Here is a 21,720-nt window from a genome sequence, read left to right on the forward strand (position 1 = left end):
ACTCCTCCCATGTCTGACGACCAGGAGCTGCTGGCCACCGCGCCGGACGCCCGTGACATCACCGCCGAGCTGGCCGCGCCACCGCGCCGCAAGCTCCCCTGGCCGACCCTGGCGCTGGCCGGCTGCGTCATCGCCGTGCTCTCCTTCGCGGGCGGCGTCTGGTACCAGAAGGACAGCGGCACCAGCAGCGGCACCGGCAACCGGGCCGGGGCGGGAGGCGGCCAGTTCCCCGGCGGCGGCACCCGCGGCGGCTACGGCGGCTTCGGCGGGCAGGCGGGCGGGCAGGCGGGCGGCACCGGCCAGTTCCCCGGCGGCGCGGCGGGCGGCTTCACCCGCGGCACCGTGCAGTCGGTGGACGGCACCACCGTCTACCTGACCGAGGCGAACGGCACCACCGTCAAGATCACCACCGGCGACTCCACCAAGGTCACCACCACCAAGGAGGGCAAGGTCGGCGACCTGCAGCCCGGCCAGACCGTCACCGTGATGGGCAGCAAGGCCGAGGACGGCTCCTACAACGCCACCCAGCTCACCGAGGGCAACGCCGCGGGCGGTTTCGGTGGCCGCGGGGGCGCCGGCGGCGGCACCGGGGGAGGCGCGGGTACCGGTTCGGGTACGAGCGGATGACTAATCCAATCTTCATTCACTTTGCGTAGCCTGGTCGGGCTAGGGTCTGTCTGACGGTGTCCGGTCGGGTCAGCCCGGCGGACGCCGCGGACAGGCCCCGTGGTGTCCGGGGTGGCCCATTCGTCCGGCCGGGAGGCGGAGCAATCGTGTCAGGCGCAGTGCAGTCGAACCCGGCGGCGGCAGGACAGGCCGGGAGCGAGCCCTTCCTGCTGGTCGTGGACGACGAACCGAACATCCGCGAGCTGCTCTCGGCGAGTCTGCGCTTCTCCGGCTTCCGGGTGGCCTCCGCCGCCACCGGCCAGGAGGCGCTGGACGCGGTCGCCGCCGAACGCCCCGACCTGGTCGTGCTGGACGTGATGCTGCCCGACCTGGACGGCTTCACCGTGGTGCAGCGCCTGCGCGACCAGACCCAGTGGCCGCAGAGCCCCGAGCACGTCCCGGTGCTGTTCCTGACCGCCAAGGACGGCACCGGCGACAAGGTGCAGGGCCTGGCGGTCGGCGCCGACGACTACGTCACCAAGCCGTTCAGCCTGGAGGAGCTGATCGCCCGGATCCGGGCGATCCTGCGCCGGGCCGGCGGCCCCGCCGACGACGGCCGCCTGGTGGTGGCCGACCTCACCCTGGACCCGACCGCGCACGAGGTCACCCGCGGCGGCGTCCCGGTCTCGCTCTCCCCCACCGAGTTCAAGCTGCTGCACTACCTGATGGCCAACGTCGGCCGGGTGGTCTCCAAGGCGCAGATCCTCGACCACGTGTGGGCGTACGACTTCGGCGGCGACCTGTCGATCGTCGAGTCGTACATCTCCTACCTGCGCCGCAAGCTCGACTCCGGCCCGGCGCACGGCCCCAAGCTGATCCACACGGTGCGCGGCATCGGCTACGCGCTGCGCCGCCCGCCGAACGGCTGAGATGGCCCGCTTCTCGCTGCGGGTGCGCCTGCTGGTGCTCGCGCTGCTGCTGGTCACCACCGGCCTGGTGGTGAGCGACACCCTGGTGCTGGGCACCGTCCGCGGGCAGCTGGTGGACCGGGCCGACGAGCAGCTCGACCGGTTCGCCGAACCGCTGTCGCACCGGACGCCGTCCAAGCAGAGCACCGTCTCGGTGTTCAGCAGCACCCAGACCGTCAGCCGCCGTTCCGGCCAGGGCCTGCCCAGCGAGTACGTGGTGCGCTACCTGGCCGAGGACGGCTCGGTGCTGTCGGTGATCCGGCAGCCGCTGAGCGAGTCCGACCCGGACCCGCAGCTGCCCGGGCTGGACCGCAAGGGGCTGACCGAGCGGCTGGACGAGCCGTTCACCGCCTCCGGGCCGCGGGCCACCGAGTGGCGCTCGCTGGTGCTGCCGCTGCAGCGCGGCGTGGCGGGCGACCCGGGGGCGCCCAAGTACGTGCAGGTCGCGGTGCCGCTGGCGGACGTGCAGTCCACCATCTCGCACCTGCGCACCACCTTCCTGACCATCGGCGGCGCGGTGCTGGTCGGCATCGCGGGCCTGGGCGCGCTCGCGGTGCGGGCCGGGCTGCGCCCGCTGCGCCAGCTGGAGGCGGGCGCCCAGCGGATCGCCGACGGCGACCTGTCGTACCGGATGCCGGAGCTGCCGGCCCGGACCGAGGCGGGCCGGCTGTCCGCGGCGCTGAACGGGATGCTCACCCACATCGAGACGGCGTTCGCCGCCCGGGCCGCCTCCGAGCAGCGGATGCGCCGCTTCGTCGCGGACGCCTCGCACGAGCTGCGCACCCCGCTGGCGGGCATCCGCGGCTTCGCCGAGCTGCACCGGATGGGCGCGCTGCAGGACGTGGACCGGGCGATGGACCGGATCGAGTCGGAGGCGGTGCGCCTCGGCGCGCTGGTCGAGGACCTGCTGCTGCTGGCCCGCCTGGACGAGGAGCGCCCGCTCAACCTGGCCCCGATGGACCTGCGCACGCTGGCCGCGGACGCCCTGCACGACCTGACCGCGCTGGACCCGGGCCGCCCGGTCGCGCTGACCGGCCCGAACGGCGAGGGCGCCCCGCAGGCCGCCCCGGTGCTGGGCGACGAGGCCCGGCTGCGCCAGGTGGTGACCAACCTGGTGGGCAACGCGGTCAAGCACACCCCGTCCGGCACCGCGGTGCGGATCGGCGTGGGCCGCTCGGAGGGCGGCTGCCTGCTGGAGGTCGCCGACCGGGGGCCGGGCCTGGACGAGGAGCAGGCCGTCCAGGTGTTCGAGCGCTTCTACCGGGCGGACGCCTCGCGCAGCCGCCGGGCCGGGGAGAGCGGCGGTTCGGGCCTGGGCCTGGCGATCGCCAGCGCCCTGGTGTCGGCGCACGGCGGCGAGCTGACCCTGCGCACCGCGCCGGGCGACGGCGCGGCCTTCCGGCTCTCGCTGCCGCACCAGCACTGACCCTTCGGGGGCCCGCTGACCCCGGGTCAGCCGCTCCCGGTCCGAAACGCCACCCCCTGCGACCGCTCCGATAAGCATCATGGATACTGACCTTGTGAACGTGTTCACGTTCACAAGCGGACAAGCTTGGGATGGTACGGCGCGTTCGCGTGTTAGATCTTCCTTTTGTCCGGTATAGGCAGATTCCGAGAGAGGGCGCAGTGGACCTAGCAGTCGCTCACGAGACCGTCTCGCGTTGGCAGTTCGGCATCACCACCGTCTACCACTTCCTGTTCGTGCCCCTCACGATCAGCCTGGCCTCGATCGTGGCCGGCCTGCAGACCGCCTGGGTGCGCACGGGCAAGGAGAAGTACTTCCACGCCACCAAGTTCTGGGGCAAGCTCTTCCTGATCAACATCGCCATGGGCGTGGTCACCGGCATCGTCCAGGAGTTCCAGTTCGGCATGAACTGGTCCGACTACTCCCGCTTCGTCGGCGACGTGTTCGGCGCCCCGCTGGCGATGGAGGCGCTGATCGCCTTCTTCTTCGAGTCCACCTTCATCGGCCTGTGGATCTTCGGCTGGGACCGGCTCCCGAAGAAGGTCCACCTGACCTGCATCTGGCTGGTCGCGATCGGCACCGCGCTCTCCGCGTACTTCATCCTGGCCGCGAACTCCTGGATGCAGCACCCGGTCGGCTACAAGATCGACCCGGCCACCGGGAAGGCCCAGCTCACCGACATCGTCCGGGTGCTGACCCAGAACACCACCGTCGTCCAGGTCTTCCACACCCTCACCGCCGCCTTCCTCACCGGCGCCGCCTTCGTGGTCGGCATCGCCAGCTACCACCTGTGGCGGGCCAAGCGGGGCAAGGAGACCGACCGGCGCAAGACCGCCGCGATGCGCACCTCGCTGCGGGTCGGCCTGGCCATCGCCGTGGTGGCCGGCCTGGGCACCGCGATCAGCGGCGACACCCTCGGCAAGGTGATGTTCGAGCAGCAGCCGATGAAGATGGCCGCCGCCGAGGCCCTGTGGGACACCCAGGCGCCCGCCCCGTTCTCGGTCTTCGCGGTCGGCGACGTGTCCAAGGGCCACAACTCGGTCGAGCTGGAGATCCCCGGGATACTGTCCTTCCTCGCCCACAACGACTTCTCGTCCTCGGTGCCCGGCATCAACGACACCGCCGCCGCCGAGGCGGCGAAGTACGGCGGACAGCCCGACGACTACATCCCCAACATCTTCGTCACCTACTGGGGCTTCCGGCTGATGATCGGTTTCGGCATGACGTCCTTCGCCGCCGCGCTGATCGGCCTGTGGACCACCCGCCGGAAGTTCTGGCTCGCCCCCGAGCACCGCACCGGCGAGGACGAGCCGCCGAAGCTGATGCTCACCAAGAACCGCGAGATGAACGTCTTCTTCACCCGGTGGAGCTGGCGGATCGGCATCCTCACCATGGGCTTCCCGCTGGTCGCCAACAGCTTCGGCTGGATCTTCACCGAGATGGGCCGCCAGCCCTGGGTGGTGTTCGGCCTGATGCGCACCCGCGACGCGGTCTCCCCCAACGTCACCGTCGGCACCCAGGTGGTCGGCCTGACCACGCTGACCGTGCTCTACGCGATCCTCGCCGTCATCGAGGTCAAGCTGCTCGCCAAGTACGCCGCCGCCGGGCCCGACACCTCCGAGCAGCCGCCCGCCAAGGACCCGACCCTGCGCGGCCCCTCCGACGACGAGGACGCCGACCAGCCCCTCGCCTTCGCGTACTGAGGACGGATCACATGCACCTGCACGACCTCTGGTTCGTCCTGATCGCCGTCCTGTGGATCGGCTACTTCTTCCTGGAGGGCTTCGACTTCGGCATCGGCATCCTCACCCGGCTGCTGGCCCGCGACACCGCCGAGCGCCGCGTCCTGATCAACACCATCGGCCCGGTCTGGGACGGCAACGAGGTCTGGCTGCTCACCGCGGGCGGCGCCACCTTCGCGGCCTTCCCCGACTGGTACGCCACCCTGTTCAGCGGCTTCTTCATCCCGCTGCTGCTGATCCTGGTCTGCCTGATCGTCCGCGGCGTCTCCTTCGAGTACCGGCACCAGCGCAGCGGCGAACGCTGGCAGCGCAACTGGGAACTGGCCATCTTCTGGACCTCGCTGCTGCCCGCCTTCCTGTGGGGCGTCGCCTTCGCCAACATCGTGCACGGCGTCGACATCGACGCCGACAAGAACTACGTCGGCACCCTCTGGGACCTGCTGAACCCGTACGCGCTGCTCGGCGGCCTCACCACCCTGACGCTGTTCACCTTCCACGGCGCGGTGTTCGCCTCGCTCAAGACCGCCGGCGAGATCCGGGTCCGGGCCCGCGCCCAGGCCACCGCGCTCGGCCTGGCCACCGCGGTGCTCGCCCTGGTCTTCCTGGTCTGGACGCAGGCGCACTCCGGCAACGGCTGGAGCCTGGCCGCGCTGGTCGTCGCCGTCCTCGCCCTGCTCGGTGCGCTCGGCGCCAACCGGCTGGCCCGCGAGGGCTGGGCGTTCGCGCTCAGCGGCCTGACCGTCGTCGCCGCCGTCGGGATGCTCTTCCTGTCGCTGTTCCCCGACGTGATGCCCTCCACGCTGAACCCGGACTGGTCGCTGACCGTCACCAACGCCTCGTCCTCGCCCTACACGCTCAAGGTGATGACGGTCGTCGCGGTGGTCTTCACCCCGCTCGTGCTGCTCTACCAGGGCTGGACGTACTGGGTCTTCCGCCGCCGGATCGGCGTCCAGCACATCCCCGCCGCCGCGCACCACTGACCGCAGGAGCAGAACAGATGGACCGCCAGCAGCGGACGCGCCCGATCGACCCCCGGCTGCTGGCGCACGCCCGCACCACCCGCGCCTTTCTCGCCGGATCCGTCCTCCTCGGCGGGGCGGGCGCGCTCCTGCTGATCGCCCAGGCCGCGCTGATCGCCTCGCTGGTGGTCGGCGCCTTCCAGGACGGCCGGCCCGGGATGTGGGGGCAGCTGCTCGGCCTGGCGGGCGTCTCGCTCGGCCGGGCCCTGGTCGCCTGGCTCACCGAACTCACCGCCCACCGCTCGGTGGCCACCGTGAAGTCCACCCTGCGCCGCCGGCTGCTCGACCACGCCACCGCGCTCGGCCCCGGCTACCTCACCGGCCGCCGCACCGGCGACCTCGCCACCCTCGCCACCCGCGGCGTCGACGCCCTCGACGACTACTTCGCCCGCTACCTCCCGCAGCTCGCCCTCGCCGTGGTCGTCCCGCTGGTGGTGCTGGTCCGGATCCTCGGCGCCGACTGGGAGTCCGCCGCGATCGTCTGCGTCACCCTGCCGCTGATCCCGCTGTTCATGATCCTGATCGGGTACGCCACCCAGGCCCGCACCGACCGCCAGTTCGCCGGACTCTCCCGGCTCTCCCACCACTTCCTCGACGTGGTCGCCGGACTGCCCACCCTCAAGGTCTTCGGCCGGGCCCGCGCCCAGGCCGCCGCGATCGGCCGGATCACCGAGGACTACCGGCGCGCCACCCTGCGCACCCTGCGGCTCGCCTTCGTCTCCTCCTTCGCGCTGGAACTGCTCTCCACCCTCTCGGTCGCCCTGGTCGCCGTCTCGATCGGCTTCCGGCTGGTCAACGGCACCCTCGACCTGGAGACCGGCCTGCTGGTGCTCGTCCTCGCCCCCGAGGTCTACCTGCCGATCCGCCAGGTCGGCGCGCTCTTCCACTCCAGCGCGGAGGGCCTGGCCGCCGCCGGACGGATCTTCGAGGTGCTGGAGACCCCGCTCCCGGCCACCGGCACCCGGCCCGCCCCGACCGGCACCGACCTGCGGGTCGAGGACCTGACGGTGCGCCACCCCGGCCGCGGCGGCGCGACCCTGTCCGGCTTCTCGATGACCGTCCCGGCCGGGCGCACCACCGTCCTCACCGGCCCGAGCGGCGCCGGCAAGTCCACCCTCGCCGCCGCCCTGCTCGGCTTCGTCCGCCCCGACGGCGGCCGGGTCCTGCTCGGCGAGCAGGACCTCGCCGACACCGACCCGGCCGACTGGCACGCCCAGGTCGCCTGGGTCCCGCAGCACCCGCACCTGTTCGCCGGCACCGTCGCCGAGAACGTCCGGCTCGCCCGCCCCGACGCGAGCGAGGAGCGGCTCGCCGCCGCCCTCGCCGCCGCGCACGTCGACTTCACCACCCTCGACGCCCGCCTCGCCGAGAACGGCCACGGCCTCTCCGCCGGCCAGCGCCAGCGCCTCGCGCTGGCCCGCGCCCTGCTCGCCGACCGCCCCGTCCTGATCCTCGACGAACCCACCGCCCACCTCGACCCCGTCACCGAGGCCGCCCTCCTCGACACCCTGCGCACCCTCGACCGCACCGTCCTGCTCATCACCCACCGCCCGGCCCTCACCGCCCTCGCCGACCACCACGTCCACCTCCCGGGGCCGTCGCAGGCGCGGAACCAGGGGCGCGGGGAACTGCGCGAAGCGGAAGGCACCGTCCCGCAGACCCGGCACGACAATGACCTGCCGCTCGAAGGGGCCGCCCGGCAGGGCACGGACCGCAGGACGGAGGATGCGTCGGAGCCCGACCCGGCCGCCGCCCGGCCCGCGCAGTTCCCCACGCCCCCGGGTGTCGTCGCCCGCGTTCCCCGGTTCTGGCTCGCCGTCCTGCTCGGCGCCCTCGCGCTGGGCTGCGCCGTCGCGCTGATGGGCACCTCCGGCTGGCTGATCTCGCGGGCCTCGCAGATGCCGCCGGTGCTGTACCTGATGGTCGCGGTGACCTCGGTGCGGGCGTTCGGCATCGGACGGAGCGTGTTCCGGTACGCGGAGCGGCTGGTGGCGCACGACGCGGTGCTGAAGGCGCTGGGCGGGGTGCGGACGGCGGTCTACCGCAGGCTGGAGCGGCTGGCCCCGGCCGGGCTGCCGCAGTTCCGGCGCGGCGACCTGCTGTCCCGGCTGGTCGCGGACGTCGACGCGGTGCAGGACTTCCACCTGCGCTGGCGGCTCCCGGCCGCCGTGGCGGTGCTGGTCTCGCTGGGCGCCTCGGCGGCGCTGGCCGCGTTCCTGCCGCTCGCCGGCCTGGTGCTGGCGCTCGGGCTGCTGCTGGCGGGCGCGGCCGTCCCGGCGCTGGAGCGGCGGGTCTCCGGCCGGACGGAGCGCCGGCACGCGCCCGCGCGCGGCGAGCTGGCGACCGCGGTGGTCGACACCCTGACCGGCACGGCCGAGCTGACCGTCGCGGGCGCGCTGCCGGGCCGGCTGGGCGCGGCGGCCGACGCCGACGGCGTGCTGACCCGGCTGGCGGCCCGCTCGGCCGCTGCGGGCGGCCTCTCGGCGGGGCTGGTGGCGCTGGTGTCGGGCCTGACGGTGGCGGCGGCGTCGGCGGTCGGGGTGAGCGCGGTGGCGGCGGGGACGCTGCCGGGGGTGTGCCTGGCGGTGGTGGTGCTGACGCCGCTGGCCGCGTTCGAGGCAGTGGCCGGGATGCCGCTCGCGGTCCGGCACCGGGAGCGGGCCCGGGCCGCCCGGGAGCGGCTGGAGCAGGTGCTGGCCGCCCCGCTCCCGGTCCGCGAGCCGGCCGCGCCGCAGCCGCTTCCCGCCGTCCAACTCCCCATCACTGTCAACGACTTGACGGTGCGCTGGCCGGGCGCCGAGCGGGACGCGCTGTCCGGCGTCGGCCTGGAACTGGCGGCCGGGCGGCGGATCGCGGTGGTCGGGGCGTCCGGGTCGGGCAAGACCACGCTGGCGCAGGCGCTGCTGCGCTTCGTCGAGCCCACGGCCGGGTCGGTGCTGCTGGCCGGCCGCACCGACACCCGGCAGCTGGCGGGCGAGGACGTCCGCCGGGTGGTCGGGCTGTGCGCGCAGGACGCGCACGTCTTCGACAGTTCGGTCCGGGAGAACCTGCGCCTCGCCCGGCCGGACGCCGACGAGGCGGCGCTGCGGGCGGCGCTGGCCCGGGCCCGGCTGCTGGAGTGGGTGGACGGCCTGCCGGCGGGCCTGGACACCATGGTCGGCGAGCACGGGGCCCGGCTGTCGGGCGGCCAGCGCCAGCGCCTCGCACTGGCCCGGGCGCTGCTCGCGGACTTCCCGGTGCTGGTGCTGGACGAGCCCGCCGAGCACCTGGACGTCGCCACCGCGGACGCGCTGACCGCCGACCTGCTGGCCGCCACCGCGGGCCGCACCACGCTGCTGATCACCCACCGGCTGGCCGGGCTGGACGACGGCAGCGTGGACGAGGTGCTGGTGCTGGACGGCGGCCGGGTGGTCGAGCGCGGCCGCTGGTCGGAGCTGGCGGCCCGGCCGGGCGGCCGGCTGGCGGGGATGGTCGAGCGGGAACGGGCGGGCGAGCCGGCGGCCGGGCCTGCGGGCGGGCCGCCAGCCGAGGCGGCGGGCGAGCGGGTGGCGGCCTGATCCGGTCCGGCCGTCCCGGGGAATGGGGCAAACCATGACAGACGTGCACACTGGTGACATGCAGACGCCGGAGGAGCCGGCCGCCACGGGCGGCCGGCCGCGCATCCCCGAGATCTCCTCGCTCGGGCTGGACACCCTGGTCACCGAGGTCTCCGAGCGGCTCCAGTCGGCCGCCGCGGTCACCGACCGGATGCAGCGGCTGCTGGAGGCGGTGGTGTCGGTCGGCGCGGGCCTGGACCCGCACGCCACCCTGCAGCGGATCGCCGCGGGCGCGGCCGAGCTGGTGGACGCCGACTACGCGGCGATGGGCGTGGTGAACCCGAACGGCAGCGGCCTGTCGGACTTCATCCACATCGGCATCGACGACCGGACGGCGAAGCGGATCGGCCACCTGCCCACCGGCCAAGGCATCCTGGGCGCGCTGATCGACGACCCGCGGCCGCTGCGGCTGACCGACCTGTCCACCGACCCGCGCTCGGTCGGCTTCCCGCCGCACCACCCGCCGATGGTGTCCTTCCTCGGGGTGCCGATCCGGGTCCGCGGCGAGGTGTTCGGCAACCTCTACCTGACCGGCAAGAAGGGCGGCGGCGCCTTCACGCCCGAGGACGAGCAGGTGGTGCTGGCGCTCGGCGCGGCCGCGGGCGTGGCGATCGAGAACTCCCGGCTGTACGAGCAGGGCCGCCGCCGCGAGCGCTGGATCACCGGCGCGGCCGCGGTCACCACCTCGCTGCTGTCCACCGACGAGGCGCAGATCGCGCTGACGGTCGCCGCCGAGCAGGTCCGCGAGCTCGCCGACGGCGCACTGGGGATGATCCTGCTCCCGGCCGGCGAGGACCGGATGCGGGTGGCGCACGCCTCCGGCGAGCGGGCCGACCACCTGACCGGCGAACTGCTGCCGGAGGGCGGCTTCGCCCCCCGGCTGCTGGCCGGCGAGGCGCTCTACCTGGACGACCTGGCGACCGCCCCGGCGACCGCCTCCGACGCCCAGTTCGACCGGCTGGCCCGGGAGTTCGGCCCGGCGATGGCGGTGCCGATGGTCTCCGCGGGCCGGGTGCTGGGCGCGCTGTGCGTGTGGCGCGAGGCCGGGACGGTGCCGTTCACCGACACCGAACGGCAGCTCTCCCAGACCTTCGCCTCGCAGGCCGCGCTCGCCCTGCGGCTGGCCGAGTACCAGCGCAACCAGCAGCGGCTGGCGGTCTTCCAGGACCGCGACCGGATCGCCCGCGACCTGCACGACCTGGTCATCCAGCGGCTCTTCGCCACCGGCATGATGCTGGAGTCGGCCGCCCGCCGGGCCGTCGTCCCCGAGGTGCAGGAGCGGCTCGGCCAGGCCGTGGACGAGCTGGACGCCACCATCCAGGAGGTCCGCACCACCATCTACGCGCTCCAGCACGGCGACACCGACGACCAGCCGGACACCCTGCGCACCCGGGTGCTGCGCGAGGGCAGCCAGGCCGCGGCGGCGCTCGGCTTCAAGCCCACCGTCACCTTCGCCGGCCCGGTGGAGAGCCTGGTCGGCGAGAAGACCTCCCGCCAACTGCTGGCCGCGCTGCGCGAGATGCTCTCCAACACGGCCCGGCACGCCCGCGCCTCCCGGGTCGCGGTCGAACTGGACGCCACCGTCCACCTCGGCGAGGACGGCCGCCCGCTCTCCCCCTCGCCCACCCGCACCGGCCCGCCCGGCGTCCTGCTCACCGTCACCGACGACGGCGTCGGCATCCCGGAGGGCGGCCGCCGCTCCGGCCTGCGCAACCTCACCCGCCGGGCCGAGGCGCTCGGCGGCGACGCCTGGCACGAGACCGGCCCGCACGGCAAGGGCACCCGGGTCCGCTGGACCGCCCGGCTCTGACGACGGCGCTCCGGCCGTCGCGGCGGCCCGGCCGGTCAGGGCGGCCCGTTCGTCGCGGCGGCCCGGCCGGTCAGGGCGGCCCGGCCGGTCAGGGCGGCCCGTTCGTCGCGGCGGCCCGGCCGTCACGGCGGCCCGTTCGTCACGGCGGCCCGTTCGTCACGGCGGCTCGGGCATCGATCGGGCCGGACGGGGCAGGCGCGGTCGCATGGGAGAGATCAGGGTCGGCGCCTGCTCCTGGACGGACAAGGAACTGCTGGCCAGCGGCTGGTACCCGGCGGGCCGCCGGGACGCCGAGGGCCGGCTGCGCCACTACGCGACCAGGTTCCCGGTCGTCGAGGTCGACGCCACCTACTACGCGCTGCCCAGCACCCGCAACAGCACCCTGTGGGTCGAGCGCACGCCCGCCGGGTTCCGCTTCGACGTGAAGGCGTTCTCGCTGCTCACCGGCCACCCCACCCGGGCCGCCGCACTGCCCGCCGACCTGCGTCCGGCCGGGCGGGACGGCCCGGTGCGGCGGGACGACCCGGGGCTGCTGGACGAGGTGTGGGCCCGGTTCGGCGGCGCCCTGGAACCGCTGCGCGCGGCCGGCCGGCTCGGCACCCTGCTGTTCCAGTTCCCGCCGCGGCTGGCGCCGGACGCGTCGGCCCGGGCGCTGCTGCGCGAGTGCCGCGAGCGCACCGCGGGCTGGCCGCTGGCGGTGGAGTTCCGCCACCCCGACTGGTGGCGGCCCGACCTCGCCGCCGGCACCCGCGCCCTGCTGGCCGAGCTGGACGCGGCCGCCGTCGCCGTGGACACCGCGCAGGGCCTGCCCACCTCGATGCCGCCGGTCGCCCCGGTCACCTCCCCGCGCCTCGCGGTGGTCCGCTTCCACGGCCGCAGCCCGGCCTGGGGCACCGGCTCGAAGGAGGACCGCTTCCGCCACGACTACCCGCCGGAGGAACTCGCCGCCTGGCTGCCGCGGGTGCGCGCGATGGCCGACCGGGCCCGGGAGGTGCACGTCCTGTTCAACAACTGCTGCGGCGACGCCGCCGTCCGGGCCGCCGGAACGATGGCCGACCTGCTCGGCCTGGACCCGCCCCGGGGGCCGGAGCCTCCCCCGGAGCCGGAGCTGGACCTGGGCCTGTGAGGGCGGGCGGAGGTCAGAGCAGCGTCTCGATGACCGCGGCGACGCCGTCCTGCTCGTTGCTGACGGTGTGCTGCGCCACGGCGGCCAGCACCAGCGGGTGGGCGTTGGCGACGGCGTAGGACTGGCCGGCCCAGGCCAGCATCTCCAGGTCGTTGGGCATGTCGCCGAAGGCCACCACCTCGGCCGCGTCGATGCCCTGCTGGGCGCACCAGCGGGCCAGGCTGCTGGCCTTGGTGACACCGGGGGCGCTGATCTCCACCAGCGGGATCGGGCTGGAGCGGGTCACCTCGGCGAGCGGGCCGACGGCGGCCCGGGCCCGGTCCAGGAACTCGTCGGGGGAGAGGTCGGGGTGCTTGCCCAGGATCTTGAACAGGCCGTCGACCTGCCCGGCGGCGAGCAGCTCGGCGGCGGTGCCCACCGGGTGCTCCTTGTCGGACTCCCACATCACCACGTTGTACCCCGGCTCCCGGGCGAAGCCGCCCGGGAACTCGAACGCGAAGGCGGTGCCGGGCAGTTCGGCCTGCAGCCGCTCCACCACGGTGAGCGTCCCGGCCGGGTCGAGCGGGCTGGTCTCCAGCAGCTCGCCGCGCCGGACGTCGACCACCGCGCCGCCGTTGGAGCAGATCGCCACCCCGTGCCCGCCGATGTGCGGGCCGAGGTGCCGCATCCAGCGCGGCGGCCGCCCGGTGACGAACACCACCTGCACCCCGGCGGCCTCGGCTGCGGCCAGCGCGGCGGCCGTCCGGGCGGTCACCGTGCCGCCGGAGCACAGCAGCGTGCCGTCGAGGTCGGTGGCGATCAGGCGGGGGCGCGGCGAGGGGGTCATCCATCCATCTTCGCGCACTCGCCGGACAACCGGACCCGCCCGGCGCGCACTCGCCCGGCGCGGACCCGCCCGGTGGCGGCGGGCGCACCCCGCCCTGGGCTACTGCGGGGGAACACCGCCGCCTAGAGTTTCACCACGGAACGGGGCGGACACGGCCGGACGCGGATCGAATGGGGCGGAGAACGTGGCGAACACGGGCATGGGCGGGGGCTACGGGCCGGGCGGGGGGCCGCAGTCCGGCCCCGGCAGCACCGAGTACTGGCAGGCGATGGCCGACTCCGCGGAGCGGGAGACCCGTCGGCGGCGGATGCTGCGGATCGTCGCCGTCGCCGCCGGGGTGGTCGTGCTCGGCGGCGGCGCCCTGGCGCTGGCGCTGACCATGTCCGACGACGGTCCGACGACCCGGGCGCAGCAGAGCAGCAGCGCCCCGCCGCCCGAACCGGCCACCGTCACACCCAAGTTGACGCTCGGTCCGACCGCGAAGCTGGACACCGCGACCGGTCACGAGGGGCAGTCGCTGCTGCTGGGCGGCACCCCGCAGGGCTTCGCCGAGTCGGAGACCGGGGCGGTGGACACCGGTGCCGACTTCACCGTCTCGGCGCTGGTCCGGATCGACGTCGACACCACCCCGAAGGCGGCTGTCTCGCAGAACGGCACCCAGTTCTTCTCGTTCTTCCTCGGCCGGGACGACGCGTCCGACAAGCTCCGCAACCGCTGGGTCTTCAAGGTGCAGACCGACTCCGAGATCGCCAAGAGCGCGACGGCGGCCTCCCAGGCCGAGGCCGTCACCGGCCGCTGGACCCTGCTCACCGGCGTCTACAGCAAGAAGGACGGCACCATCTCGCTGTACGTCGACGGCGTCCTCGCCCAGACCACCGAGGCGCCGCGGGTGCTCGCCTCCACCGGCCCGCTGGAGTTCGGCCGGATCCGCTACAGCGGCCTGTGGGTGAAGCCCTGGAACGGCGCGATCGCGGACGTCCGGGTCTGGAAGAAGGCGCTCACCGCCGAGCAGGTCGACGCCGTCCGGTCCGCCGGGAAGGACGCCCCGTCGCCGTTCGCACGCTTCGTCGCCCCCTGACCCGCTCCCGCCTCCGCCCTCTCCCCGCTCCCCGGTCGGCCGGACGCCCGGTCGGTCTCCGCGACTCCCGCGGAGGCCGACCGGGTGCTGCGCGGGCGCCGAGCGGGCGTCCAGCCGGCGTCAAGTGGGCGGTCAGCCCAGGCCGTTGACCCGCTTGTACTCCAGCGCGTACGCCAGCTTGCCCGGCTTGGCGTCCGAGTAGGGCTTGCTCAGCTTGTCGAACTCGCCCTTGTTGGCGGCCTTCCCGGCGTTCCACTGGTCCAGCGCGTCCAGGCCGCCGGCGGTGAAGCCGCTGCCGATCGGCGCGGTCTTCGGCAGCGCGGTCATCGCCCGGGTGGTGCCCTCGACCGCGGCCAGGTAGCTGGTCAGGTCGTTGCGGTCCCAGGCCGACAGGTCGACCGGCGCGGCGTCCCGGATCCAGCTGCCCCAGTAGAACTCCTGGAACGGCACCGAGTCCTGGGTGTAGCCGATGTCGCGGCCGAAGTAGAGCAGGCTGCGGTACTTGTCGTCCTGGAAGTTCGCCAGCCCGACCGAGGTCGGCAGCTTGTTGACCTTGACGGGGTTGCCCTCGGGGTCGCTCAGGTACACCCACTTCTCGGCCTGCATCCGCGCCCAGAAGTCCTTCTGGGTCAGCGTGCTCAGGTTGGCCAGCACCCGCAGCCGCACGTGCAGGTCCGCGCCGCCGTCCGGGGTCTCGTAGAACGAGGTCAGGGTGTGGTGCCCGTCGGTCAGGAACGGCTCGCCGCCCGGGCCGATCACCACGGTCTTCATCGCGGCGGTGCTGTCCGCGGTCTCGCCGCCCACCGGCAGCGTGCAGGTGAACGAGGACGGGTCGTCCAGGCGCGCGCCCGGCTGCACCGCGACCGCCTCGATCCGGCCGTCGGCCTCGCACCAGTCGCTGAACTTCTTGTTGACCGCGTCCTTGCCCAGGGTGTACCGGCCGAGCTTGTAGTACACCTCGTCGTAGCCGAGCGACGGCTGGGTCGGGTGCACGTCGCCGATCCGCACGTCCAGCAGCTGGCCCGGCTCGGCGCACAGGTACGGGGCGAAGGGCGTCTTTCGGTTGTCGTGACCGCAGAACGAGGGACGCTCACCCGGCGCCCCGGGCGCGGCGAACGCGGCCGGAGCGGTGGTGGCGACGCTGGCCAGGGCCGCGCCGACCGCCAGCAGCGGCACGGCGGACGGGACTCGGAAACGCATGGCACTCCCTGCGAAATGGCTGGATTCGACCGGTGAGCGTGCCAGCGCCCGGCCAACGCCAGGGGGCACCCCCGTGGACTCCCGGAGAACGCACCAGAACGAAATCCGCCCGCCCGCCCGCCCGCGCGGCCGCGGCCCGCGCCGGCGACCCCGGAGTTCGCCCAGCACGTGGAGGGCTCGCACCAGGAGTCGACGGCGACGGTGCAGCGCCTGGGCGAGGCGTACGAGTCGGCGCCGCGCTCGGCGAGATCGGCGAGCAAGCGTGCATCCGTGCCCACGGCACTGCGCTAGCGGGTGCACGGACACCGTCCCCCGCCCTTCCCGGTGACCACGGTGGCGCCGGGTCCGTGCGTCCGCGTGCGGTGCCGGATTCCGGCCCGACGACGATTCGCCGGACCATTTGGCGGAAAATCTTCGGTGCGAACAAAAATGCGAGCAGCGTTAATTTTTTCGTCCGGACGTGATTGTGCCTTCGCGCGCCGGTGGCTCCCCGGCGGCCGGGTCGCGGCAGTCGGGCGAACCGGTCCACCGGTCGCCTCGAATCAGCAGTTCGGGCCGTTGATCGACGGGGCGGCGCGGTGGCCGAACGGCCTCGCGGCCGGCGGCGGAGAAGGCGACGCGCCGGCGGGGGCGCGCATATCGGCGCTGCGGCTCGCCCGCGGGGCGAAATGCACGCCCGGTGCGTTTATTGCGCCGGAACGGAATCCGCGCTCCGTTGTTCACAAACTCGTAGGGAATCAATACTTCTGGTTGTCGCACCGGCGGCGAGGGGCTCCCCCTGCACCGCCGGCCGGCGCCACGGCCCGTCCGCACCCCCGCGCCGAGGAGGTTCCGTTGGACAACCGCTACGAGGCGTACGCCTACGCAGACCCGCTCTTCTACGACTCCCCCCGCCGTTGGAGCGCCGCCGAGGAGTTCGACGCCGTCGCCCGCCCGCTGCCGGCCGGTTGGGAGCGCGGCGACCTGGAGATCTGGGCCGTGGTCAGGCCCACCGGGGTGCGGTTGCCGGACCAGGGCTGGAAGGTCCACGTGTCCTCGTGCGCCGAGGACGCCGAAGACGTGCTGGAGACGGTCTTCGCGTACTGCCTGCGGGAGCGGATCGCCTTCAAGTTCCTCCGCGGACTGCCGATCCTCCAGGTCCAGAACTCCAAGTACGCGGCGCGCGGCGCCAGCGGTAAGTTCTGCACGATCTACCCGGTCGACGACGACGCGCTGGAGCGATGTCTCGACGGCCTCGGTCCGCTGCTCGCCGGGCGGCGCGGTCCGTATGTCCTCAGCGACCTGCGCTGGGGCGAGGGCCCGCTCTACCTGCGGTACGGCGGCTTCGCCGAGCAGTACTGCCACAACGAGGCGGGCGAGCGGGTGCTCGCACTCACCCGCCCCGACGGCCGGCGGGTGCCCGACGTGCGCGGACCCGGGTTCGCCGTACCCGACTGGGCGCCGGTGCCGCCCTTCGTGGCCGCCGCCGTCGCGGCCCGCGCCGCCCGGCGCGACGACCGACTGCCCTACACCGTCGAGCGCGTGCTGCACTTCTCCAACGCCGGTGGCGTCTACCTGGGGCGCGCCGCCGGGGCGGACGGCCCGCAGGTGGTGCTCAAGGAGGCCCGTCCGCTCGCCGGCCTCGACCAGCGCGGGGTGGACGCCGTCACCCGGCTCCGCAACGAGCACCGGGTCCTGACCCGGCTCGCCGGTCTGCCCGGAGTGCCGGAGCAGTACGGGCTGCTGACGGTCTGGGAGCACGAGTTCCTGGTCCAGGAGTACGTCGAGGGCCGTTCGCTCAGCGAATGGCTGACCGCCCAGTACCCGCTCGTCCACCCGGACGCCGACCCGGACGCCGTCGCCGCCTACACCCGCGACGCCCTCGGGATCGTCGACCGGCTGGAACGGACGCTGGCCGGCATCCATGACCGCGGAGTGGTGTTCGGTGACCTCCACCCCCGCAACCTGATCCTGCGCCCGGACGGCGAGCTCTGCTTCATCGACTTCGAACTGGCCAGCACGGCCGAGGAGTTCATCCGCCCGGCGCTCGGTGCCGCCGGCTTCACCGCACCGAAGGGCTACACCGGAGCGGAGATCGACCGCTACGCGCTGGCCGCCGTCCGACTCTGGCTGTTCTACCCGCTGGCGCAGCTCCCCGCGCTCGACCCCGGCAAGGCCGGGGAACTCGCCGACGCCATCGAGGCCCGCTTCCCCGTCCCGGCCGGGTTCACGGAGCCGATCCGCCGCTACCTCGGTGCCGCCCCGCGCGACGGCCGGGCCGAACGGCCCGAACTGGGCCGGGGGCGCGCCGAGGCGCGCGCCCTGCTGGCCGCGGCGGAGCCGGACTGGCCCCGGATCAGGGACGCCCTGGCCGACGGGATCGCCGCCACGGCCACCCCCGACCGCACCGACCGGCTGTTCCCCGGCGACGTCGCCCAGTTCACCCAGGGCGGGCTCGGGATCGCCCACGGTGCCGCGGGCGTCCTGTACGCCCTGCACGCCACCGGCGCCGCCGTCGACCCCGAGCACGTCCGCTGGCTCGTCGACGCCGCCCGCACCCGGGCCACCGTGCCCGGCCTCTACCACGGCAGCCACGGCGTCGCGTACGTCCTCGACCTGCTCGGCGAGCGCGAGGCGGCCCTCCGCCTGCTCGAACGCGCAGCCCCGCCGACCCGTCCGCCGGGCCCCGGGGCGACCGGCGAACGGGCCGGCGGGGACCCGGGCACCGGGCTGGCGACGGGCGGGCCCGGCATCGCCCTGGCACTGCTGCACTTCGCGGCCGCCCTCGACGACGAACGGTACCTGGACGACGCCCTCGCCCTCGCCCGCTCCGCGGCCGCCACCCTGGAGAAGGCCGGACGGGCGGACCCCCGGCGGCGCGCCGGTCTGATCGCCGGTGCCTCCGGGGCCGCCCTGGCCCTCGTCCGGCTGGCCGAGCACACCGGTGACCGGACCCTGTTGGACCAGGCCGAGACGCTCCTCGAACTCGACCTCGACCGCTGTGCCGCCGTCGCCGACGGCACCGTCCAGGTCGTCGACGGACGCCGTGTCCTGCCGTACGTCGAGACCGGCAGCGTCGGCATCGGGCTCGCCGTCGACGCCCTGCTCGCCCACCGGCCGGACAGTCCCACCGGCCGGCACCAGGCGGCGATCCGCCGCGCCGCGGAACCCGAATTCATCATCCAGCCGGGCCTGTTCAACGGCCGGGCCGGACTGATCGGCTACCTCGCACTCACCCGGCACCGGACGGTGGAAGCCGACGACCGGAGGCTGCTCGACCGCCACCGCGCCCTGCTGGCCCTGCACCAGGTCACCTACCGGGGCCACCCCGCCTTCCCCGGGGACCAGTTGCTGCGGCTGTCCGCCGACCTGGCCACCGGCTCCGCCGGCATCCTGCTCGCCCTGGGCACGGCCCTGGCCGGAACCCCGTTCCTGCCCTGGACCGGTGCAGGGGAGCGCAACTGACGCCGCACCGGGAACGGCCGCGCGTCACCACCGGGCGCACCCCGCGCCCCCACCGAACTCCCGGCCGTCCGGCCGGGTGGGTCACAGTAGTGAGAAGGAGAAACGTCATGGCGATCCTCGACCTCCAGACCATGGAGCTGCCCGAGACCGAGGCGGCCCCGATCGACGACACCCTCGCCAGCACCAGCTCGCTGAGCGTCCTCAACTGCGGGACCAGCACGGTCAGCACGCTCCTCTGCCTGTGACCTGACCCCGCACCGCTCGCGGCGCGGAAAGGCAGAAACGCCGGTCGGGCCCCGCACCACGGGCCCGACCGGTCTCCGGGCCGCAGCTCACCGCTGCGGCCCGGTCCACGTCCGGCCCCGCGCCCCGCGCCCCCCGAGTCCCGTTCAAGCAGAGAGGTTGGCCGTGGCCGTCGACCGTTCCCCCCGGACCACCCCGAGCGTCGCCGACCCGTCCCGGCTCCGGCTGCGCCGCGAACTCACCTCCCACCCGGTCCGACTGGCCTGCGCCCTGCTGCTCGCCCTCGGTGCCACCGCCGCCGGCCTCTCCCTCCCGCTCCTGGTGCAGGAGGTCGTCGCCGACTTCTCCGCCCACCGGCCGCTCGGCCCCGACCTGCTGCTGATGTGCGCGGCGGCCGTCGCCGGTGCGCTCGCCCAGACCGGTTCGGGATTCCTGCTCGCCCGGATCGGGGAGCGACTGGCGTACCGGCTGCGGACCCGCCTGATGGAGCACACCCTGCGGCTGCCGCTGGCCGTGGTCCGCGCCCAGGGCGTGGGAGAGCTCGCGGCCCGGATCACCTCCGACGCGCTGCTGCTGCGCCAGGTCGTCGAGGTCGCCACCCAACTGCCGCTGGCCGCCCTGACCGTCCTGGCGACGCTCCTCGTGATGGTGTGGATCGACTGGGTCCTCACCCTGGTCACGGTCGCCGCCCTCGGCGTGCTCACCGTCATGGTGCTGCTGATCGTGCGTCGGATGAAGGGCAACGTGACCGGGCAGCAGGACGCCGTCGGCCGCATCGCCCAGCGCTTCACCGCCACCCTCGACGCCCTGACCACCGTCAAGGCGTACCGCGCCGAGCCGGTGGCCGCGCGGGCCCTCGCCGCCGACGCCGAACGACTGCGGGTGGTGTCGCTGCAGGGCGCGAGGCTGAGCGCACTCGTCCCGGCGGCGCTGACCCTCGGCAACCAGTTCGCGATGATCGCCGTGATCCTCACCGGCGGCGCCCGGCTGGCCGCCGGGGACCTGCAGGTCGGCGCGTTCGCGGCGTTCCTGCTGTACCTCCTGCAGACCGTCCCGGCGGTGAGCACGCTCGCCACCGGCTTCGGCCGCCTGCAGGCCGGTCTGGCCGCCCGCGACCGCTGCAACGACCTGCTCGACCTGCTCCCCGAGGCCGACCCGCTGGACACGTCGCGTCCGACGCCCGCCCCCGTCCCGGGCGCGCCCGCCGTGGTCTTCCGCGGCGTCGGCTACACCCACGCCGGTGCCACCGAAGCCGCGTTGCGCGGCGTCTCCTTCACCACCGCCCGCACCGGTCTGACCGCCGTGGTGGGCGCCTCCGGTGCGGGCAAGAGCACCACGCTCGCCCTGATCGACCGCTTCGTCCACCCGTCCAGCGGCTCGATCACCGTCCTCGGGCACGACGCCGACCACTGGCCGCTCGACGCCCTCCGGGCCCGGATCGCCTACGTCGACCAGGCGTTCACCCTGCTGGAGGCCACCGTCCGGGAGAACCTCCAGCTCGGGCGCCGCAGCACCGCCACCGACCACGACCTCGACGCGGCGCTGGAGGCCGTCGGACTGGGCGAGGACATCGCCCGCCTGCCGCAGGGGCTCGACACCCCGATCGGGCGCGAGGCCGACCTGTCCGGCGGACAACGACAGCGGATGGCCCTGGCCCGCGCGCTCCTCTCGGACGCCGAGATCATCCTCCTCGACGAGCCCACCAGTCAGCTCGACGGCCTGAACGAACAGCGCTTCCGCAGCATCGTCGGCCGCCTCGCCGCCACCCGAGCCGTCATCGTGGTCGCCCACCGGCTCTCCACCGTGCAGGACGCCCAGCACGTGGTCGTGATGAGCCGGGGCGCCGTCCTCGACGCCGGCGACCACCGCACCCTGCTGGGACGCTGCGCCCCCTACCGAGACCTGGTCGCCAGCCAGGCGTCCGTCCCCGCCCCCGCGCACCCGGACCGGGTGGTCCAGGGCGCCACTCCGTCGTCGTGACCCGGCGCGCCGCCGCCGACACGGACGGCGGCGGCCACGGCGACCGAGCGGATCCGGTCGGGGACGCTGGTGACCTCGGCCAAGCCTCGTTCACCCATCACGCACTGAACTGGAGGAACGCGGCAGGTCGTCGGGTGGGGGACGCTCAGATCGGCTCGACCGCCACCCGCGGGTGGCAGAGTCGGCGGAGATCGTCGGCGTCGCTCGTGACCACGGTGACGTCGCCGCGTTCGAGGTGGGCCGTGGCCACGAGCATCGCGTCGACGGCGTGCTTGTGACCGTGCAGCCCCTCGGTCGCGAGGAGCTTGCTCGCGGCGCGGGCGATCTCCTCCGTGACGGGGCGCACCTTGGCCAGCGAGACGGCGTGGTCGAACGCGGCCTGCGGCACTTCCGGGTCGCGGGCCTCCACCAGGGTCGCGGCGCTGGTGACGACCAGGAGGTCGAGGGTGCGGGCGACGTCCAGCCAGACCGTCATGTCGCGGTGGCGGCGGGAGAGCTTGGAGAGTGCTTCGCTGTCGAGAACGAGCGTGCCGCTCACGCCGCGTCCGTCGGAGCCGGTCGTCCCGGCGGGCGGCGTGGTGGGCCCGGATGCGCTCGGTTCCGGCTGCCTTCGCCCC

15 protein-coding genes are annotated in these 21,720 nt (G+C 74.3%); 12 read left to right on the forward strand and 3 right to left on the reverse strand.

What is annotated here, in order from left to right:
- Positions 1-9 precede the first annotated feature (9 nt).
- The 8 genes from ACWEO5_RS05870 to ACWEO5_RS05905 all read left to right on the forward strand — a co-directional run bounded on the left by ACWEO5_RS05870 (position 10) and on the right by ACWEO5_RS05905 (position 12,332).
- Positions 10-627: a hypothetical protein gene (locus ACWEO5_RS05870; RefSeq protein WP_452160500.1), complete on the forward strand. Its 618-nt coding sequence runs from the start codon at positions 10-12 to the stop codon at positions 625-627.
- A 146-nt stretch (positions 628-773) separates the two neighbouring features.
- Positions 774-1,535 carry a response regulator transcription factor gene (locus tag ACWEO5_RS05875; RefSeq protein ID WP_344553985.1) on the forward strand — a complete coding sequence of 254 codons (762 nt, stop codon included), beginning with the start codon at positions 774-776 and terminating at the stop codon, positions 1,533-1,535.
- Position 1,536: 1 nt separating this feature from the next.
- A complete protein-coding gene (locus ACWEO5_RS05880; protein WP_452160503.1) occupies positions 1,537-3,000 on the forward strand; it encodes a sensor histidine kinase in 1,464 nt (487 codons plus the stop codon).
- Positions 3,001-3,200: 200 nt separating this feature from the next.
- On the forward strand, positions 3,201-4,742 hold the full coding sequence (locus tag ACWEO5_RS05885) for a cytochrome ubiquinol oxidase subunit I (protein WP_452160505.1): 1,542 nt from the start codon (positions 3,201-3,203) through the stop codon (positions 4,740-4,742).
- 11 nt (positions 4,743-4,753) lie between these two features.
- A complete protein-coding gene (cydB, locus tag ACWEO5_RS05890; RefSeq protein WP_452160507.1) occupies positions 4,754-5,761 on the forward strand; it encodes a cytochrome d ubiquinol oxidase subunit II in 1,008 nt (335 codons plus the stop codon).
- A 17-nt stretch (positions 5,762-5,778) separates the two neighbouring features.
- A complete protein-coding gene (cydD, locus tag ACWEO5_RS05895) occupies positions 5,779-9,357 on the forward strand; it encodes a thiol reductant ABC exporter subunit CydD (protein WP_452160509.1) in 3,579 nt (1,192 codons plus the stop codon).
- A gap of 58 nt (positions 9,358-9,415) precedes the next feature.
- Positions 9,416-11,206: a sensor histidine kinase gene (locus tag ACWEO5_RS05900; protein WP_452160511.1), complete on the forward strand. Its 1,791-nt coding sequence runs from the start codon at positions 9,416-9,418 to the stop codon at positions 11,204-11,206.
- 205 nt (positions 11,207-11,411) lie between these two features.
- Entirely contained in the window at positions 11,412-12,332 is a 921-nt protein-coding gene (locus ACWEO5_RS05905; RefSeq protein ID WP_452160513.1) for a DUF72 domain-containing protein, read from the forward strand.
- Between the two features lie 13 nt (positions 12,333-12,345).
- On the opposite strand, the gene ACWEO5_RS05910 is transcribed toward ACWEO5_RS05905, so the two are convergent.
- Entirely contained in the window at positions 12,346-13,158 is an 813-nt protein-coding gene (locus ACWEO5_RS05910; protein ID WP_344553993.1) for an HAD family hydrolase, read from the reverse strand.
- A 184-nt stretch (positions 13,159-13,342) separates the two neighbouring features.
- Between ACWEO5_RS05910 and ACWEO5_RS05915 the strand changes: the two genes are divergently transcribed.
- Positions 13,343-14,236 (forward strand): LamG domain-containing protein, encoded by an 894-nt coding sequence (locus ACWEO5_RS05915; RefSeq protein ID WP_452160515.1) that lies wholly within the window; start codon positions 13,343-13,345, stop codon positions 14,234-14,236.
- 132 nt (positions 14,237-14,368) lie between these two features.
- Here the strand turns inward: ACWEO5_RS05915 and ACWEO5_RS05920 are convergent, their stop codons facing one another.
- Entirely contained in the window at positions 14,369-15,436 is a 1,068-nt protein-coding gene (locus tag ACWEO5_RS05920) for a ParB-like protein (protein ID WP_452160517.1), read from the reverse strand.
- Positions 15,437-16,270: 834 nt separating this feature from the next.
- Here ACWEO5_RS05920 and lanKC point away from each other — a divergent pair.
- The 3 genes from lanKC to ACWEO5_RS05935 all read left to right on the forward strand — a co-directional run bounded on the left by lanKC (position 16,271) and on the right by ACWEO5_RS05935 (position 21,103).
- On the forward strand, positions 16,271-18,880 hold the full coding sequence (gene lanKC / locus ACWEO5_RS05925; protein ID WP_452160519.1) for a class III lanthionine synthetase LanKC: 2,610 nt from the start codon (positions 16,271-16,273) through the stop codon (positions 18,878-18,880).
- Positions 18,881-18,987: 107 nt separating this feature from the next.
- Entirely contained in the window at positions 18,988-19,125 is a 138-nt protein-coding gene (locus ACWEO5_RS05930) for a SapB/AmfS family lanthipeptide (protein WP_176189324.1), read from the forward strand.
- Positions 19,126-19,288: 163 nt separating this feature from the next.
- Entirely contained in the window at positions 19,289-21,103 is a 1,815-nt protein-coding gene (locus ACWEO5_RS05935) for an ABC transporter ATP-binding protein (protein ID WP_452160521.1), read from the forward strand.
- 145 nt (positions 21,104-21,248) lie between these two features.
- Here ACWEO5_RS05935 and ACWEO5_RS05940 read toward each other — a convergent pair whose 3' ends face one another.
- Entirely contained in the window at positions 21,249-21,641 is a 393-nt protein-coding gene (locus ACWEO5_RS05940) for a type II toxin-antitoxin system VapC family toxin (protein ID WP_452160523.1), read from the reverse strand.
- Positions 21,642-21,720 lie beyond the last annotated feature (79 nt).

This window comes from Kitasatospora sp. NPDC004272, assembly GCF_053603035.1.

Excerpts from the sequence above, each read along its gene's own strand:
- ACWEO5_RS05870 (WP_452160500.1), top strand. The coding sequence starts at position 10 with ATGTCTGACGACCAGGAGCTGCTGGCCACCGCGCCGGACGCCCGTGAC.
- ACWEO5_RS05880 (WP_452160503.1), top strand. The coding sequence starts at position 1,537 with ATGGCCCGCTTCTCGCTGCGGGTGCGCCTGCTGGTGCTCGCGCTGCTG.
- cydB (WP_452160507.1), top strand. The coding sequence starts at position 4,754 with ATGCACCTGCACGACCTCTGGTTCGTCCTGATCGCCGTCCTGTGGATC.
- cydD (WP_452160509.1), top strand. The coding sequence starts at position 5,779 with ATGGACCGCCAGCAGCGGACGCGCCCGATCGACCCCCGGCTGCTGGCG.
- ACWEO5_RS05900 (WP_452160511.1), top strand. The coding sequence starts at position 9,416 with ATGCAGACGCCGGAGGAGCCGGCCGCCACGGGCGGCCGGCCGCGCATC.
- ACWEO5_RS05905 (WP_452160513.1), top strand. The coding sequence starts at position 11,412 with ATGGGAGAGATCAGGGTCGGCGCCTGCTCCTGGACGGACAAGGAACTG.
- ACWEO5_RS05910 (WP_344553993.1), bottom strand. The coding sequence starts at position 13,158 with ATGACCCCCTCGCCGCGCCCCCGCCTGATCGCCACCGACCTCGACGGC.
- ACWEO5_RS05920 (WP_452160517.1), bottom strand. The coding sequence starts at position 15,436 with ATGCGTTTCCGAGTCCCGTCCGCCGTGCCGCTGCTGGCGGTCGGCGCG.
- ACWEO5_RS05930 (WP_176189324.1), top strand. The coding sequence starts at position 18,988 with ATGGCGATCCTCGACCTCCAGACCATGGAGCTGCCCGAGACCGAGGCG.